13 protein-coding genes, 1 pseudogene and 1 other annotated feature are annotated in these 15,903 nt (G+C 42.1%); all 14 genes and pseudogenes read left to right on the forward strand.

Annotated features, from left to right (window positions below):
- The first annotated feature begins 1 nt into the window (after window position 1).
- On the forward strand, window positions 2–1,261 hold the full coding sequence (gene icd / locus QWT69_RS05690; protein ID WP_317969843.1) for an NADP-dependent isocitrate dehydrogenase: 1,260 nt from the start codon (window positions 2–4) through the stop codon (window positions 1,259–1,261).
- Between the two features lie 203 nt (window positions 1,262–1,464).
- Window positions 1,465–2,403: a malate dehydrogenase gene (mdh, locus tag QWT69_RS05695; RefSeq protein WP_317969846.1), complete on the forward strand. Its 939-nt coding sequence runs from the start codon at window positions 1,465–1,467 to the stop codon at window positions 2,401–2,403.
- Between the two features lie 146 nt (window positions 2,404–2,549).
- Window positions 2,550–3,023: a MaoC/PaaZ C-terminal domain-containing protein gene (locus QWT69_RS05700; protein WP_317970939.1), complete on the forward strand. Its 474-nt coding sequence runs from the start codon at window positions 2,550–2,552 to the stop codon at window positions 3,021–3,023.
- A 30-nt stretch (window positions 3,024–3,053) separates the two neighbouring features.
- Window positions 3,054–3,749 carry a response regulator transcription factor gene (locus QWT69_RS05705; protein ID WP_317970941.1) on the forward strand — a complete coding sequence of 232 codons (696 nt, stop codon included), beginning with the start codon at window positions 3,054–3,056 and terminating at the stop codon, window positions 3,747–3,749.
- A 1-nt stretch (window position 3,750) separates the two neighbouring features.
- Window positions 3,751–5,148, forward strand: coding sequence for a two-component system histidine kinase PnpS (gene pnpS / locus QWT69_RS05710; protein ID WP_317969848.1), 1,398 nt, complete (start codon window positions 3,751–3,753; stop codon window positions 5,146–5,148).
- Between the two features lie 85 nt (window positions 5,149–5,233).
- Window positions 5,234–6,201 (forward strand): annotated as a pseudogene (hflK, locus tag QWT69_RS05715) (FtsH protease activity modulator HflK).
- On the forward strand, window positions 6,201–7,202 hold the full coding sequence (hflC, locus tag QWT69_RS05720; protein WP_431312318.1) for a protease modulator HflC: 1,002 nt from the start codon (window positions 6,201–6,203) through the stop codon (window positions 7,200–7,202). Before hflK ends, hflC begins: the two are co-directional and overlap by 1 nt.
- Window positions 7,203–7,306: 104 nt before the next feature.
- Window positions 7,307–9,934, forward strand: coding sequence for a DNA polymerase I (gene polA, locus QWT69_RS05725; RefSeq protein ID WP_317969849.1), 2,628 nt, complete (start codon window positions 7,307–7,309; stop codon window positions 9,932–9,934).
- 9 nt (window positions 9,935–9,943) lie between these two features.
- The gene (gene mutM / locus QWT69_RS05730; protein ID WP_317969850.1) at window positions 9,944–10,816 is read left to right on the forward strand and encodes a bifunctional DNA-formamidopyrimidine glycosylase/DNA-(apurinic or apyrimidinic site) lyase; all 873 of its coding nucleotides are present in this window, start codon (window positions 9,944–9,946) and stop codon (window positions 10,814–10,816) included.
- 14 nt (window positions 10,817–10,830) lie between these two features.
- A complete protein-coding gene (coaE, locus tag QWT69_RS05735) occupies window positions 10,831–11,427 on the forward strand; it encodes a dephospho-CoA kinase (protein ID WP_317969852.1) in 597 nt (198 codons plus the stop codon).
- A gap of 125 nt (window positions 11,428–11,552) precedes the next feature.
- On the forward strand, window positions 11,553–12,575 hold the full coding sequence (locus tag QWT69_RS05740; RefSeq protein ID WP_317969854.1) for a glyceraldehyde-3-phosphate dehydrogenase: 1,023 nt from the start codon (window positions 11,553–11,555) through the stop codon (window positions 12,573–12,575).
- Window positions 12,576–12,763: 188 nt separating this feature from the next.
- Window positions 12,764–13,228 carry a transcriptional regulator NrdR gene (nrdR, locus tag QWT69_RS05745; RefSeq protein ID WP_317969856.1) on the forward strand — a complete coding sequence of 155 codons (465 nt, stop codon included), beginning with the start codon at window positions 12,764–12,766 and terminating at the stop codon, window positions 13,226–13,228.
- A gap of 33 nt (window positions 13,229–13,261) precedes the next feature.
- Window positions 13,262–14,611 carry a replication initiation and membrane attachment family protein gene (locus QWT69_RS05750; RefSeq protein ID WP_317969857.1) on the forward strand — a complete coding sequence of 450 codons (1,350 nt, stop codon included), beginning with the start codon at window positions 13,262–13,264 and terminating at the stop codon, window positions 14,609–14,611.
- A 1-nt stretch (window position 14,612) separates the two neighbouring features.
- A complete protein-coding gene (gene dnaI / locus QWT69_RS05755) occupies window positions 14,613–15,557 on the forward strand; it encodes a primosomal protein DnaI (RefSeq protein ID WP_317969858.1) in 945 nt (314 codons plus the stop codon).
- A 57-nt stretch (window positions 15,558–15,614) separates the two neighbouring features.
- Window positions 15,615–15,853: a binding site (T-box leader), on the forward strand.
- The last annotated feature ends 50 nt before the right edge of the window (window positions 15,854–15,903 follow it).

A 15,903-nucleotide genomic window follows, 5' to 3' on the forward strand; every position in this document is an offset into this window, starting at 1 on the left:
AATGGCTAAAATTACAGTATCCAATGGTGTATTGAACGTTCCAGATGAAGCAACAATCCCTTTCATTATCGGTGACGGAACAGGTCCTGATATTTGGCATGCAGCTTCCCGTGTATTAGAAGCAGCAGTTGAAAAAGCGTATGATGGCAAAAAGAAAATCGAATGGAAAGAAGTGCTTGCTGGAGAAAAGGCATTCAACGAAACAGGCGAATGGCTTCCACAGGAAACGCTTGACACAATCGATGAATATCTAATCGCTATCAAAGGTCCATTGACGACACCAATCGGTGGAGGCTTCCGTTCATTGAACGTTGCACTTCGTCAAGAATTGGATCTTTACACTTGCCTGCGTCCAGTACGTTACTTCGAAGGTGTTCCTTCACCTGTTAAACGTCCTGAAGACTGCGACATGGTCATCTTCCGTGAAAACACTGAAGATATCTACGCTGGTATCGAGTACAAAGAAGGAACTGACGAAGCGAAGAAAGTAATCGACTTCCTTCAAAATGAAATGAATGTCAAAAACATTCGCTTCCCTGAAACTTCAGGTATTGGTATTAAGCCGATTTCAGAAGAGGGAACAAAGCGTCTAGTACGTGGCGCGCTTAACTATGCAATCAAAGAAGGCCGTAAATCATTGACACTTGTTCACAAAGGGAACATCATGAAGTTCACTGAAGGAGCATTCAAAAACTGGGGCTACGAAGTGGCTGAGCAGGAGTTTGGCGATAAAGTATTCACATGGAACCAATACGATCAGATTAAAGAAGCTGAAGGTACAGATGCAGCTAACAAAGCACAAGCAGACGCTGAAGCAGCTGGCAAAATCATCGTAAAAGATTCCATTGCGGATATCTTCCTTCAACAGATCTTGACACGCCCGAAAGAGTTTGATGTTGTAGCAACAATGAACTTGAACGGAGACTATATTTCCGATGCACTTGCTGCACAAGTCGGCGGTATTGGTATCGCACCAGGAGCGAACATCAACTACTTGACTGGACACGCAATCTTCGAAGCGACTCACGGAACAGCACCTAAATATGCTGGTCTTGATAAAGTCAACCCTTCATCTGTATTGCTATCTGGTGTTATGATGCTTGAGCACATGGGTTGGAACGAAGCAGCGGCTATGATTACTGCATCTATCGAAAAGACAATTGCATCTAAAGTTGTAACATACGACTTTGCTCGTCTAATGGATGGAGCAACAGAAGTAAAAGCATCTGAATTTGCGGATGAATTGATCAAAAACCTTTAATTTAACAAAAAACTCTCCCTCTGAATTTCAGTGGGGGAGTTTTTTTATGCTGTTATTTTGTAAATGAAACGATTTCCCTCGTTACAGTGCTTTTGCTTCCACAGTGGTCTTCGAAACGACTTCTCCAACTATCTATGATAGACTTGATTGTGGAAAGGGCTAGACCCTTATAATCTATTTGAAACGACAAAGGAGAGGTTTCTATGACAATGAAACGTAAAAAAGTCTCGGTAATCGGTTCAGGTTTTACAGGTGCCACCACTGCTTTTCTACTCGCTCAAAAAGAATTATGTGACGTAGTGCTTGTTGATATCCCTCAAATGGAAAATCCGACAAAAGGAAAAGCACTTGATATGCTCGAAGCAGGACCGGTACTCGGATTCGATGCCAACATTATCGGCACTTCCGATTATGCAGACACGCAAGACTCCGATATTGTTATCATAACAGCGGGAATCGCCCGTAAACCCGGCATGAGCCGTGATGATCTTGTGCAGACAAACCAAAAAGTCATGAAAGCCGTGACAGCAGCTATCGTAAACTATTCACCACATACAACAATTCTGGTTTTAACAAACCCAGTTGACGCAATGACCTATACAGTCTATAAAGAATCCGGTTTTCCAAAAGAACGGGTCATCGGCCAATCGGGCGTATTAGATACGGCTAGGTTCCGTACATTTGTGGCTCAGGAACTTAACTTGTCCGTCAAAGATGTGACTGGATTTGTTCTCGGTGGACATGGCGACGACATGGTGCCACTTGTTCGATATTCCACTGCTGGCGGTGTGCCGCTGGAATCATTAATCGATTCTGCAAGAATGGAAGAGATTGTGGAAAGAACACGAAAAGGCGGTGCGGAGATTGTCAATCTCCTTGGAAATGGATCGGCTTACTATGCACCTGCGGCATCTCTTGTAGAAATGGCAGAAGCGATTCTAAAAGACCAAAAGCGTGTCCTGCCCTCCATCGCATACCTTGAAGGTGAATATGGAATGGATGGCATTTACTTAGGCGTTCCAACCGTGCTAGGTGCTGGTGGTATCGAAAGAATTATCGAACTTGAACTGCATGATGATGAAAAAGCCGGTTTGGCCAAATCTGCGGAATCTGTAAAAGCTGTCATGAATATATTAGAATAACGATAAATAGTTAACCCGGAAGGCTGTTGCTGACCGGGTTTTTCCATGAATTGAATAGCCAAGTCGCTTGCTCTTTTAATATGAATATTGATACACTTTCTATAATAAGAATTTTCACCTGAAAGAATAAAGGAGGAAAAAAGTTGATATTAGGCAAAAAAAGAAAACTTGGTCGTGAAATCGATAAAATTGCAGTTGGGGAAAAACTGAAGCTCACTGAAAAAATCGAGGACAAGGATCTGCTTCTTTATCTTGGTCTAACGAATGATTCCAATCCGCTTTATATCCAGCATGATTATGCTTCTCAGACGGATTATGAGAAACCGATTGTTCCTGCAATTATGCTGACAGGCATCGTCATTTCGGCAATTTCTAAATACCTTCCTGGACCAGGTTCACATGTAACAGAACAACATCTACTATTCCCAAACCACGTTCATCATTACGAGACAATCAACTTTCAATTTGAAGTGATTCGGGTGGAAAAGGAAAACAAATCGATTATCATCATGATTGAAGCAGAAAACGAAGCTGGAAAGACAGTCATCTCGGGTACTGTCACAGTCGTGCCTCCTGCTGTCAATGAACAACTGACATCTCATGCAATGGATAACTTCTAAAGAGATAATTGGGGAAATGGGTGAACGAACATTAAAATCTTAATCGTTGATGACGAACAGCCAATTCGGACGTTACTAGATTATAATTTAAAACAATCGAACTATGAGACTATTATGGCTGCAGATGGTGAAGAGGCGATTCGTATCGTTGAAAGTGATAATCCGGATCTGATTTTGCTTGATCTAATGTTGCCTATCATGGACGGAGTGGAAGTATGCAAACTCCTCAGGCAGCGAAATATCAACACACCGATTATCATGCTGACGGCAAAAGGTGAAGAGACGGATAAGGTGATTGGACTTGAAATCGGTGCGGATGATTATATGACCAAGCCGTTTAGTCCTCGGGAAGTGATAGCCCGTGTTAAAGCAGTGCTCCGCCGCACTGGTGACCGTGTTGACAATGCAACTATGAATGGTCAAGTGCTTACATCTGGCCTCCTCACTGTGCACCCTGAACAGTACGAAGTGCGCTTCAAAGGGGAATCGCTTGATTTCACACCGAAAGAATTCGAACTGCTTGTTTACTTCATGCAGAATAAGAATCGTGTATTGACGAGAGATCAGCTTTTAAGTGCAGTATGGAATTACGATTTTGCGGGGGATACACGCATTGTCGACGTCCATGTCAGCCACTTGCGGGAAAAGATTGAAGAAAATACCCGTAAACCGGACTACATTAAGACAGTTAGAGGAATCGGCTATAAATTCGAGGAGAAAAGTTGACATGAAAAGTCTTTATTCTAGATTATCAATCGCATTTGCAACGATACTCGTCATCCTTCTTGCTGGTCTGGGCATTGTCCTTGGCCAGTTTTTCCATTTGATTGACAATGAAATTACGAAACAAGTCCAACTGAAATTTTATTATTATTTATTGTTTATCCTTCCATTGTCATTTCTTCTAACACTATTTATTGGTATGCGCGTCATACGTCAGTATACGAAGTCGATTGACCAGGTGACGCACACTGCGCAAATGATTTCAAAAGGAGATAATCTTGCACGTACTCCGATAGATGATAGACATAGCAATGAGCTTGCGATTGCTGTTAATCAGATTGCAAGAAATCTGCAAGAGAAATCGATTTTGCGTGCTATGGAGAAGGAACGACTGAAAACATTAATCGAAAGCATGGGTAGTGGACTACTCATGTTTGGCAGAGAAGGATCTGTAAATCTCGTGAATGGCGTTTTTGAAAAGACTTTCGGATATAAGCGTGATGAACTTGTTGGTAAAACTTTCAAAGAAATCGGTTTACCGAATGGGATTGAACGTCTCATTGAAGATGTTTTCCTAACCGAACATGTGCACGAATGTCAAATACGCATCAGGCAGTCATATGTGAGTGTCTATGGTGCACCTGTCATCGGTCGACATGGAAACTGGCTTGGGATTATAGTCGTCTTCCACGATATTACGAAATTAATCCGACTGGAAGAAGTCCGCAAAGACTTTGTTGCGAATGTATCTCATGAATTGCGAACGCCTATCACTTCTATAAAAGGTTTCTCGGAAACATTGTTGGACGGTGCAATGGAAGACCCGCAAATTCTAAGAGACTTTTTAGAAATCATTCAAAAGGAGAGCGATCGGCTTCATCTGCTCGTCGATGATTTACTGGAACTTTCGGGCATTGAACAGGAAGGATTCCAACTTCATATAAGGGAAGTATCTTTATCGTCTATCATTAGTGATGCGAAAAAAATTGTGTCGGGCGCACTTGATAAAAAACGTATGCACATCATCGGTGAAGTGGATAGTACAGAAACTGTGCAAGCTGATCCGGATCGGCTTATCCAAGTGATGGTGAATGTTTTAACAAATGCCATCAATTATTCTAAAGCGGAAACGACAATTAGAATCGCTACGATCGTATCTTCTAAAGGGGCGACGATTGTTGTAGAAGACGAAGGAATCGGGATTGATTCTACGGAGCTTCCAAGATTGTTTGAACGTTTTTACAGAGTGGATCGAGCACGAAGCAGGGACTCGGGGGGGACGGGACTCGGGCTTGCTATCGTTAAGCATCTTATCGAAGCACATGGTGGCACCGTTAAAGTTGAAAGTGAGAAAGATATCGGGACGAAATTTACATTATTTCTGCCTAATCGCCAAATTTAAAATTTCCCGATTCATAGTTTTTGAAACTTATCTGGAAGAAGTCCGTATAACGTATAGATACATAAAATAAGGGGGAACTACAATTATGAGTACACGCCGAGCATCGGTAGCTGCAGGAATGGTCATTGCGGGAATTATTCTGCTGATCATCGCCTTCACGACCTGGTATACGATTGATGAATCGGAACAAGCTGTCGTCATCACATTTGGTAAAGCGGATACGGCAATTACGGAATCGGGGTTGCATTTCAAAATGCCTTGGCCGATCCAGCATGTCGAAAAACTTTCAAAAGAGACATTCAGTCTTCAATTTGGTTATAAGCAAGATGCTAGTGGTGATTTAGTGTCTTATGATAAGGAAACGAAGATGATTACAGGCGATGAATATATCGTCATCGCTGATCTAATAGTCCAATGGAAAATCATTGATCCACAAAAGTATTTATTCAATTCACAAGACCCTAAGGAAATTTTACATGACGCAACATCTGCATCGATTCGTTCTGTTATCGGGAGCTCGAAAATCGATTCAGCTTTGACGGATGGTAAAGCGGAAATTGAAGCAAAAGCACGTGAGCTCCTAACGACTCTTGTTGAAACGTATGATATTGGGATTGGCATTCAAGGTGTCAAATTACAAGATGTCGAGTTACCTAACGCTGAAGTCCGTGCAGCATTTACAGCTGTGACAGATGCGCGTGAAAAAAACAAACGAAAATCAATGAAGCGAATAAATACAAGAACCAGCGTACAAGTGAAGCTGTCGGTGAGAAGGATGCTCTTCTATCTAGGGCTTTAGGTCAAAAAACGGCAAGGATTGAACAAGCACTTGGTGATGTTGCCTTGTTTAATGATTTGCATGCAGAATATGAAAAGAACGAATCGATTACGCGACAACGGCTTATCATTGAAACACTCGAACAGATATTGCCGAAAGCGAAGATCTACATTATGAATGATAATGGTGAGACATTGAAATACTTGCCACTAAACCAGTTGGAGAACAGTACACCTCCGCCTGTTGAGGGTAAGACGGAAGGGGGAGGCAACTAATGGCCAATGAAAATAATCCATTTAAAAGCATAGAAGAAAAATTCATGGAGCGTCAACGCGCTAAACAGAAGACTGCCGGAAGTGGAGCTAAAGTTGTCACGCCGAAACGTCCATTTAACATGAAGAAATACATTAGAACTGCAATCATGTTGACAGTTGTATTTGCCATAGCAGTCATCATTCTAGCCAATACATTTGTTGTTAAAGAAAATGAATATCGTGTCGTCCGACAGTTCGGTGAAATCACCCGCATTATCGATGAGCCGGGATTGAACATGAAAATTCCTTTCATTCAGTCTGTCACGAGTTTGCCTAAAAACCAGATGACGTATAATGTATCAGAAGCTGAGATTAATACGAAAGACAAGAAACGGATTATCATCGACAATTATGCAGTATGGAAAATAACCGATGCCCGCAAAATGATTTCGAACGCGAGAAATATTATTAATGCCGAATCTAGAATGGAAGAATTCATTTACTCTGTTATCCGTAACGAGATGGGTCAGTTGGAATATGTCGATGTCGTGAATGACGAGAACTCTTCACGAGGTAGTTTGAATGATCGCGTTACCGCAAAAGTGAATGAATTCCTTGATGAAGGGAATTTTGGCATCGAAGTGATTGATGTAAGGATGAAACGGATTGATTTGCCGGAGGAAAACGAACATTCAATCTATACACGGATGATTTCTGAACGTGATTCAACTGCACAAACGTATTTATCTGAAGGTGATGCTGATAAAAAAAGAATTGAAGCGAATACAGATAGAGAAGTTCAGGAAATGCTAGCTAAAGCTAAAAAGGACGCGGCGGTTGTCCATGCAGAAGGAGAAGCAGAGGCAGCTAAAATATATAATAATGCGTTCTCGAAAGATCCTGAATTTTATAATCTGTACAGGACATTACAGTCTTATTCGAAAACGATCGGTGACGACACAGTCATCATCATGCCGGCCGATTCGCCATATGCGAAAGTACTGACAGGATACTTAGAGTGATGGAGTGACGTCATTTCTATTCAACTTGCCTACGTGGTAAGATGGATGGAGATGACGTTTTTATATGTAAATACGTATAGCTTATTTTAAGGAGTGGTTCGGTTTTGTCAAAAGAGAAAATTGTACTTTTAGACGGCAACAGTTTAGCATACCGTGCATTTTTTGCTTTGCCATTATTAACGAATGATAGCGGTATCCATACGAATGCAATTTACGGTTTCACGATGATGCTCCAAAATATTCTGAATGAAGAAAAGCCGACACATATGCTCGTTGCCTGGGATGCGGGGAAGACAACCTTCCGCCATTCGACTTTTGGCGAATACAAAGGCGGCAGACAGAAGACTCCACCTGAACTGTCTGAACAATTCCCGTATATGCGCAAATTACTGGATGCTTTTCAAATTACACAATATGAACTCGACCAATACGAAGCGGATGACATTATTGGAACGTTAAGTAAAGCGGGCGATGCAAAAGGTGTTGAAGTTGTCGTCATATCCGGCGACAAGGACCTGACACAACTTGCAAGTGAGCATACGACCGTCTGTATTACGCGAAAAGGGATTACAGACCTTGAAGTATATACGCCCGCCCATGTAATGGAGAAATACGGGATTACACCAATTCAAATCATCGATATGAAAGGTTTGATGGGTGATGCTTCCGACAACATACCGGGCGTTCCGGGTGTTGGTGAGAAGACTGCGCTCAAATTACTGAAAGAATACGGCTCGGTAGAAAAAGTATACGAATCGCTCGATTTGATTTCCGGAAAGAAATTAAAAGAGAATTTAACCCTCAATGAAGACCAGGCTTTCATGAGCAAGAAGCTCGCCACAATCGAAGTCGAAGCACCTGTTACGATTACGATCGATGATTTGCAATATAAGGGACCGGACGAAGAAACCGTGAAGTCGCTTTACGAAGAATTGAAATTCAAGACACTGCTTGAAAAGATGTCTTCTGCAGATGAAGTTGACGTTCCTGTCGAGAAAATCGATGTGCGTATTGAACAGGATACGGAAAGTTTACATCTGGCTGACGCAATGGCATTCCATATTGAAATGTACGATGAGAACTATTTGGCATCAGACATTACAGGAATCAGCATGACGGATGGCGAATCGATTATCTATATACCGATTGAACAGGTGAAACAATCAGCCAAGTTGAAAGAATGGTTTGGGAATACGAATACGAAAAAGTACACGACAGATTCTAAAGCTGCTTATGCTGCCCTTATGAGATATGGAATTGAAGTGAATAATTTCGATTTCGATTTGTTGCTTGCCACGTATATCGCCAGTCCTTCTTCCTCTTACACGGATGTAGCGTCTGTTGCTAAGGAATTCGGATATTCTGCCATCGAGAGTGATGAAACGATTTACGGAAAAGGGGCAAAGAAGAAACTGCCTGAAGAGCGTATTCTTGCGGATCATGCAGGTCGGAAAGCACAAGCTGTCTGGAAGCTAAAACCGATCATGGAGAAAAAGCTCCGTGAAAACGAACAGTTTGAACTGTATCACGAACTTGAAATGCCACTTGCGAAAATTCTCGGCAAAATGGAATCGACGGGTGTCAAAACAGACCTCGGTATTTTGCAGCAAATCGGCCTTGAACTGTCCACGAGGCTTGCAGAGCTCGAATCAATCATCTATGAAATGGCAGGTCAGACTTTCAATATTAATTCGCCGAAACAGCTAGGAGAAATCCTATTTGAGAAAATCGGACTGACACCGATCAAAAAGACGAAAACAGGTTATTCCACAGCTGCGGACGTATTGGAGAAACTTGAAAGTGAGCATGAAATTATTAGTTTCATCTTGACATATCGACAACTCGGAAAGTTAAACTCAACGTATATTGAAGGATTATCGAAGGAAATCCACTCAGACGGTAAAATTCATACACGTTTCCAGCAAGCATTGACTCAGACAGGCAGATTAAGTTCTATCAATCCCAACTTACAGAATATCCCGATAAGACTCGAAGAAGGACGCAAGATACGTGCTGCATTCGTGCCTTCTGAACCGGGATGGATTATGTATGCAGCTGACTATTCACAAATCGAATTGCGCGTGCTGGCACATATGTCCCAGGATGAAAAAATGATAGCAGCATTTCGTGATGATGAAGACATCCATACAAAAACGGCAATGGACGTTTTTGGCGTAGATAAAGACAGTGTCTCCTCTGATATGCGACGCACTGCTAAAGCGGTCAATTTTGGTATCGTTTACGGAATCAGTGACTATGGTCTTTCTCAAAGTCTGAATATCACACGCAAAGAAGCACAGAAATTCATCGATACGTACTTGGCTACATTCCCGGGCGTCAAACAATATATGGAAGATATCGTCGCGGATGCGAAGTTAAAAGGCTATGTTGTGACGATGATGAACAGAAGAAGATATTTACCGGAAATTACAAGCTCCAATTTCAATTTACGGAGCTTTGCTGAAAGAACTGCGATGAACACACCGATACAAGGAACAGCAGCAGATATTATCAAAAAAGCGATGATTGATATGGACGCCCGTCTGAAGGCTGAAAAGATGGAAGCAAAAATGCTCTTACAAGTACATGATGAGCTGATTTTCGAAGCGCCAGAACATGAAATCGCAATGCTGAATAAAATCGTACCCGAGGTAATGGAAGCGGCATTGGAGCTAGATGTCCCATTAAAAGTCGAGTCTGCTTACGGACTATCCTGGTACGAAACGAAATGAGGAATTGTCATGCCAGAACTACCTGAAGTGGAAGGGGTCGTGAGGGAATTAGCACCGGCCGCATCAGGCAGAACCATTGAGAAAGTATACATTTCCAATGTGGTCAGGAATTCGAAAGAACTCGGAAAAGAAGCGATTATCAAAGGAATCGCCTTGGAAGATTTGACCGATAAGTTGCCTGGAATGTCCATTCAAGATGTTACGAGAAGAAGTAAATATATTTATTTTCATATGGAAAAAGCAGGACATACCTATTTGCTCGTCAGTCATCTCGGGATGACGGGCGCATGGTTTGTCGTAGATTCAGTAGATGAAGTGACAGAAAAACGGTTTAAAGATCATATCCATATCGTGTTGACGATGGAGGACGGCGGCCTACTTGTCTATTCAGATATACGCAGATTCGGAGAGTTACGGCTTCTAGTAGAAGAAAGTGATTATTTACCATTGCTGAAGATGGCGCCTGAGCCGTTTGACCCTGAAGCCGAAGAGCATTTTATCGAAATAGCAATACAACCAAAATACGCCCGTAAAGCAATCAAAGAAGTGATTATGGATGGCCAGATCATTTCTGGATGCGGGAATATTTATGCGACAGAAGCGCTGTTTCGGATGGACATCCATCCGGCTAGAGCTGCTGGTAGGATAAGCGAAAAAAGAAAGCGCGAGCTCTTCCAAACTATTGTTGATGTGCTACTTGAAAGCATTAATGCGGGAGGCAGTTCCATTTCTGATTACCGTAATATAAATGGTGAAGCAGGGACAATGCAGACCCGATTAAAAATGTATGGAAAGAAGTATTGTCCAACGTGTGGACGAGAAACAAAAACGATGAAAATTGCGGGCAGGACATCTGTATATTGCCCGCAATGTCAAAAGTAAGGAAGGTGCCCTGAATGATCATTGGCTTAACGGGAAGTATCGCAACCGGTAAGAGCACGGTTTCGAAAATGTTTAAAGAAAGAGGCTATCCAATTGTCGATGCAGATGAAATTTCTCGGTTAGTAGTAGAACCAGGGAGTGCTGTTCTGGCACATATCGCTGCCTCTTTCGGTGCGGACATGTTACGGACGGATGGCACGTTGAACCGCGAGAAGTTAGGTGCACACATATTTACTAACGAAGCCGAGCGAGAGACACTGAATGGGATTATCCATCCTGCTGTGCGTGCAGAGATGGTCAGACAAAAGGAGTATTGGATTGAAAAGGGTGCAAAAACAGTTATTATGGATATTCCATTGCTATTCGAAAGTAGACTACAATCATATGTCGATCGGATTGTCGTTGTATCGGCGAAGCCTGAAATCCAACTATCTCGGCTAATGGAAAGAAACAGTCTGACTGAAAAAGAAGCGCGGGCTCGAATTACTTCCCAGCTACCCGTTAGTGAAAAGGAAAAAGATGCGGATGCTATCATTCATAATAATGGTACATTGAAAGATACGGAAAAACAGCTCGATGCCATTCTGTTAGATTGGCATGCTGAATTATAATGTAAACTCTGAAAAGTGGAACTTTGGCATTTTGTACGCAAACTCTTTTTACATAAACAATATGTGCTATACTAATTAACGGATAAAATATAAAAAGTATAACATTATTCAGGAGGATTTATTTCATGACTACTTCTATAGCGATTAACGGGTTTGGACGCATCGGACGCATGGTTTTCCGCCAGATTATTATGGAGGAAGATGTGAAAGTGGTGGCAGTGAACGCAACGTATCCCGCTGAAACGTTAGCACATTTGATTAAGTATGACACAAATCATGGAGTGTTTGACGGAGAGGTCGTTGTGGAGGAGAATGCTCTTGTAGTGAATGGTAAGCGTGTCGAATTGCTTATGGAACGCGATCCATCGAAATTACCTTGGGAGAAGCTCGGTGTCGATGTTGTTATCGAAGCGACAGGGGTTTTCAATGCACGCGATAAAGCTGCGCTTCATCTGGAAGCTGGCGCAAAGAAAGTAATTTTGACTGCACCAGGTAAAAACGAAGACGTTACAATCGTTCTTGGTGTCAATGATGAAAAATTGGATATTGATAAACATGATGTCATTTCGAACGCAAGTTGCACAACTAACTGTCTTGCACCGGTAGTGAAAGTACTGAATGATTCATTCGGCATTGAAAATGGCCTTATGACAACTGTTCACGCATATACGAATGATCAAAAAAACTTGGATAATCCCCATAAAGATCTTCGTAGAGCACGTGCTTGTGCGCAATCGATTATTCCTACTTCAACAGGCGCTGCAAAAGCTTTATCACTCGTCTTGCCAGAACTTGAAGGGAAAATACACGGAATGGCGCTACGCGTACCAACGCCAAACGTTTCTCTTGTCGATCTAGTTGTCGATGTGAAACAAGACGTAACGGTAGACGAAGTGAATGATGCTTTTAAGAAGGCCGCTGAAAGTTCTCTTAAAGGAATCATGCGATTCACGACTGAGCCACTAGTTTCCATCGACTTCAACACGACTAAAGAATCCGCAACAATTGACGGTCTTACGACAATGGTAATGGGTGATCGTAAAGTGAAGGTTCTTGCATGGTACGACAACGAGTGGGGCTATTCAGCGAGAGTTGTTGAATTGACAAAGAAAGTCGGCAAAGCATTGCAAGCAAGAGTGAATTCCTAAATCATTATAAATGGCTGTGCAAGTTTAGTTCAATAACTTGCATGGCCATTTTTGTTTTTCATACCATTGCCTTTCGAATCGTTCGTAGTAATTTGCATTCGTGTTGAATTGTGTATGAACACTTATAAGTATTTTGATAAACATCTGTTATAATCAAGATACTATACGGAAATACGGAGGAACCTAAAATGATATGTCCAGCTTGTCATTACAATGGCACCCGTGTCGTCGATTCAAGACCGGCTGAAGAGAATCGATCCATCAGGCGACGCCGGGAATGTGAGAAATGTGCATTCCGATTCACGACATTTGAGAAAGTGGAAGAAATGCCGCTTATTGTCGTTAAAAAAGATGGCACCCGGGAAGAATTCAGCAATGAGAAATTATTAAGAGGGCTTATCCGGGCTTGTGAAAAGCGTCCGGTTGAATTAGAAGCGTTGAAAAACATTGTGTATTTCATCGAAAAAGAATTGAGAAGCTCTGGAACGGTAGAGATTAATTCAGATGATGTGGGTGAGATGGTGATGGAGAAATTGGCTGATATCGATGAAGTCGCTTATGTGCGGTTTGCATCCGTTTATCGCCAATATAAAGACATCACTGTATTTATAGATGAACTCAAGAAACTTCAAACAAAGAAGGACCAAGATTGAAGCTGATAAGAACTAAAGGAGGAGTACTGACCATTGTTGTACCAAGAATTGCAACCAGTAGATACATTCAAAATAAAGATGGCGCACCCGTTTTCGAATTATGACAGGCAGCTCCTCACATTATTCTACCAGCCGCTAATTGGTCCTGATGCAATGAGTCTCTTCATGTCTCTGTGGGCTGATGCAGAACGGGAGAAAGAGGACGAATACAATCATTACTATTTGATGAATTTATTATCAATGCCTTTAGGGCAAGTATTCGAAGCAAGGATTTCACTTGAAGCGATTGGACTACTGCGCACTTATTCTAAAAAGAATGTGCAAGATCGTTCCTTCCTGTATGAGTTGTTGCCTCCAATGGATGCGAAAAGCTTCTTCGAAGACCCTTTGTTGTCAACGTTCTTATTCAGCAAAATTGGTGAACAGGCTTATCGGGGATTGAGGTCACGCTATTTGGTTGATGATTCATTGGATGGTCAATTTGAAGAAGTGTCGAGGACATTCCTTGATGTATATAAGCCGGTACGTTCCAACATTTCACAAATTGATGACGAGAACAGATCGATTGAAAGCAGGAATGAGTCGTCTGGGCTGCCGTTTGCGTATGCTGATTTTGACTTCAATTTGCTACGTGCAGGTTTGTCTGAGCAAATGGTTCCGAGTTCAGCACTCACATCCGTATCCAAGCAACTGATTGAGAAACTTGCCTTCTTATATTCACTAACACCAATTGATATGCAGAAAGTCATCATGATGGCGCTGGATGAAAACCTGAAATTGCCTGAGGAGCGGCTGCGCAAATCTGCAGTTGATTTTTATAAGATGAATATTTCACAAAATGTCCCTTCACTTAAAAAGGCATTCAAGATGGAAGAGAAACCAGTCATGCCAGAACCCGTAACGAGGGAAGATGAACTGCTCGTCTATATGGAACAGACATCGCCGCGTGATATGTTGAGAGACTATACAGGAAACGAACCGCTACCTGTAGATGTTCAGCTAGCGGAAAGGCTTGTGACTGTACATGGATTCACAGTAGGTGTTGTGAATGTACTACTGCATTATGTAATTATCCGCAATGACGGGAAGATAACGAAGAATTATGCAGAACGAATCGCCTCCCACTGGGCGAATAAAAAGATTGAAACGGCAAAGCAAGCGATGGAAATCTCCCGTAAAGAGCATGATCAATACATCAAATGGCAAAAGGAAGGCAGCCAAAAATCCACTGGACGTAAGCCGGTCAGAGAAGAAAAAGTACCGGAGTGGTTTAACAAGCCTGAGGAGCAGAAAACAGCCAAAGCGGAAACTGATCCCGCCATTGATGAAAAACGTCGTGAATTACAAGCGAAGCTGGATGCCATGAGAATGGAGGGAAAATAAGATGGAACGGATTGGAAATACATTGAAGCGCGTCATTAATTCTTCGGATCTGGCCGCCAGGTATGAACAAGTTCGCAATGAAGTGATGGAGTCAAAGGGAGTCCAGGAATTCATCCAGGAGCATTCCAGTGAAATCGACAAATCCGTCGTTGAAAAAAGCCTTGGGAAACTGTTCGAATATGTTTCTGCTTCACATAAATGCGACAAATGCCCGAACATTGACGGCTGTATAAATGTGATGAAAGGTTTCGAGCCCAAGCTCGTTCTTGCACATGGGTTCATCGATATCGATTACATAAAATGTCCAAATAAGCTTATTGACGATGAACGACGCAATATTACAAATATGATTGACAGTATGTATATGCCAAAAGATGTTATGGAAGCTCGCCTTCCCGATGTTGACTTGGAGCATGATTCAAGCAGGATTATTGTTGTCGGGGAAGCCTGGAAGTTTATGGATGAATTGAGCAGCACGGGTAAATTGCCTGAGCGGGGTTTATACATTCACGGGCCGTTTGGTACCGGTAAATCGTATGTGCTTGGCGCATTGGCTAACGAGCTTGCAAACAGACGCATTCGTACGGTTATTGTCTATGTCCCTGAGTTTTTAAGAGAAATCAAGCAGTCAATCCAAGATCAGACAATGAACGAGAAAATCGACTTCGTCAAAAAAGCAACTGTCCTTATGTTGGATGATTTCGGTGCCGAGTCGATATCTACCTGGGCACGTGATGAAGTGATCGGAACGATTTTGCAATACCGTATGGCTGAAAAACTACCGACTTTCTTCACGTCGAACCTCAATCATGACGAGTTGGAACATCATTTGACATATACGCAACGCGGCGAGAAGGAAGCTGTCAAAGCGCAGAGGATAATGGAACGAATTAAAATGATTAGTAAGCCTGTGCAATTGAAAGGGAAGAATCGGAGAAATACATAATCTGAATTCTTCTCTTGCAATTTATGTACCCATTCTTTATACTAATGAATATTATATTTAAATGTATTGAAGAGGACAACAATCGGTTCATCCACTACCAGAGAACAGGGTCGTTTGGCTGGAAGCCCTGCAGTTTGAGATGATCGGTTTACCACCTTGGAACAGCATCAGTGAACTTTTTGAGTAACTGATGACGGACCCGGCCCGTTAGCCGTTTCAGAGCTCCTTATTTCGGAATTTATCCGAATTGAGGAAGGAAGAAGGGTGGAACCACGAGCGATAGCTTCGTCCCTTTTACAGGGATGGGGCTTTTTTTGTACGAAAAAATAGGAAGAGGAGTGTTTGA

The organism is Sporosarcina oncorhynchi, assembly GCF_033304615.1.
GTDB classification, from domain to species: domain Bacteria; phylum Bacillota; class Bacilli; order Bacillales_A; family Planococcaceae; genus Sporosarcina; species Sporosarcina oncorhynchi.

Bases quoted from the DNA above. Each gene is read 5' to 3' on its own strand.
- icd (WP_317969843.1), top strand. From the start codon at position 2: ATGGCTAAAATTACAGTATCCAATGGTGTATTGAACGTTCCAGATGAA.
- mdh (WP_317969846.1), top strand. From the start codon at position 1,465: ATGACAATGAAACGTAAAAAAGTCTCGGTAATCGGTTCAGGTTTTACA.
- pnpS (WP_317969848.1), top strand. From the start codon at position 3,751: ATGAAAAGTCTTTATTCTAGATTATCAATCGCATTTGCAACGATACTC.
- hflC (WP_431312318.1), top strand. From the start codon at position 6,201: ATGGCCAATGAAAATAATCCATTTAAAAGCATAGAAGAAAAATTCATG.
- mutM (WP_317969850.1), top strand. From the start codon at position 9,944: ATGCCAGAACTACCTGAAGTGGAAGGGGTCGTGAGGGAATTAGCACCG.
- coaE (WP_317969852.1), top strand. From the start codon at position 10,831: ATGATCATTGGCTTAACGGGAAGTATCGCAACCGGTAAGAGCACGGTT.
- QWT69_RS05740 (WP_317969854.1), top strand. From the start codon at position 11,553: ATGACTACTTCTATAGCGATTAACGGGTTTGGACGCATCGGACGCATG.
- nrdR (WP_317969856.1), top strand. From the start codon at position 12,764: ATGATATGTCCAGCTTGTCATTACAATGGCACCCGTGTCGTCGATTCA.
- dnaI (WP_317969858.1), top strand. From the start codon at position 14,613: ATGGAACGGATTGGAAATACATTGAAGCGCGTCATTAATTCTTCGGAT.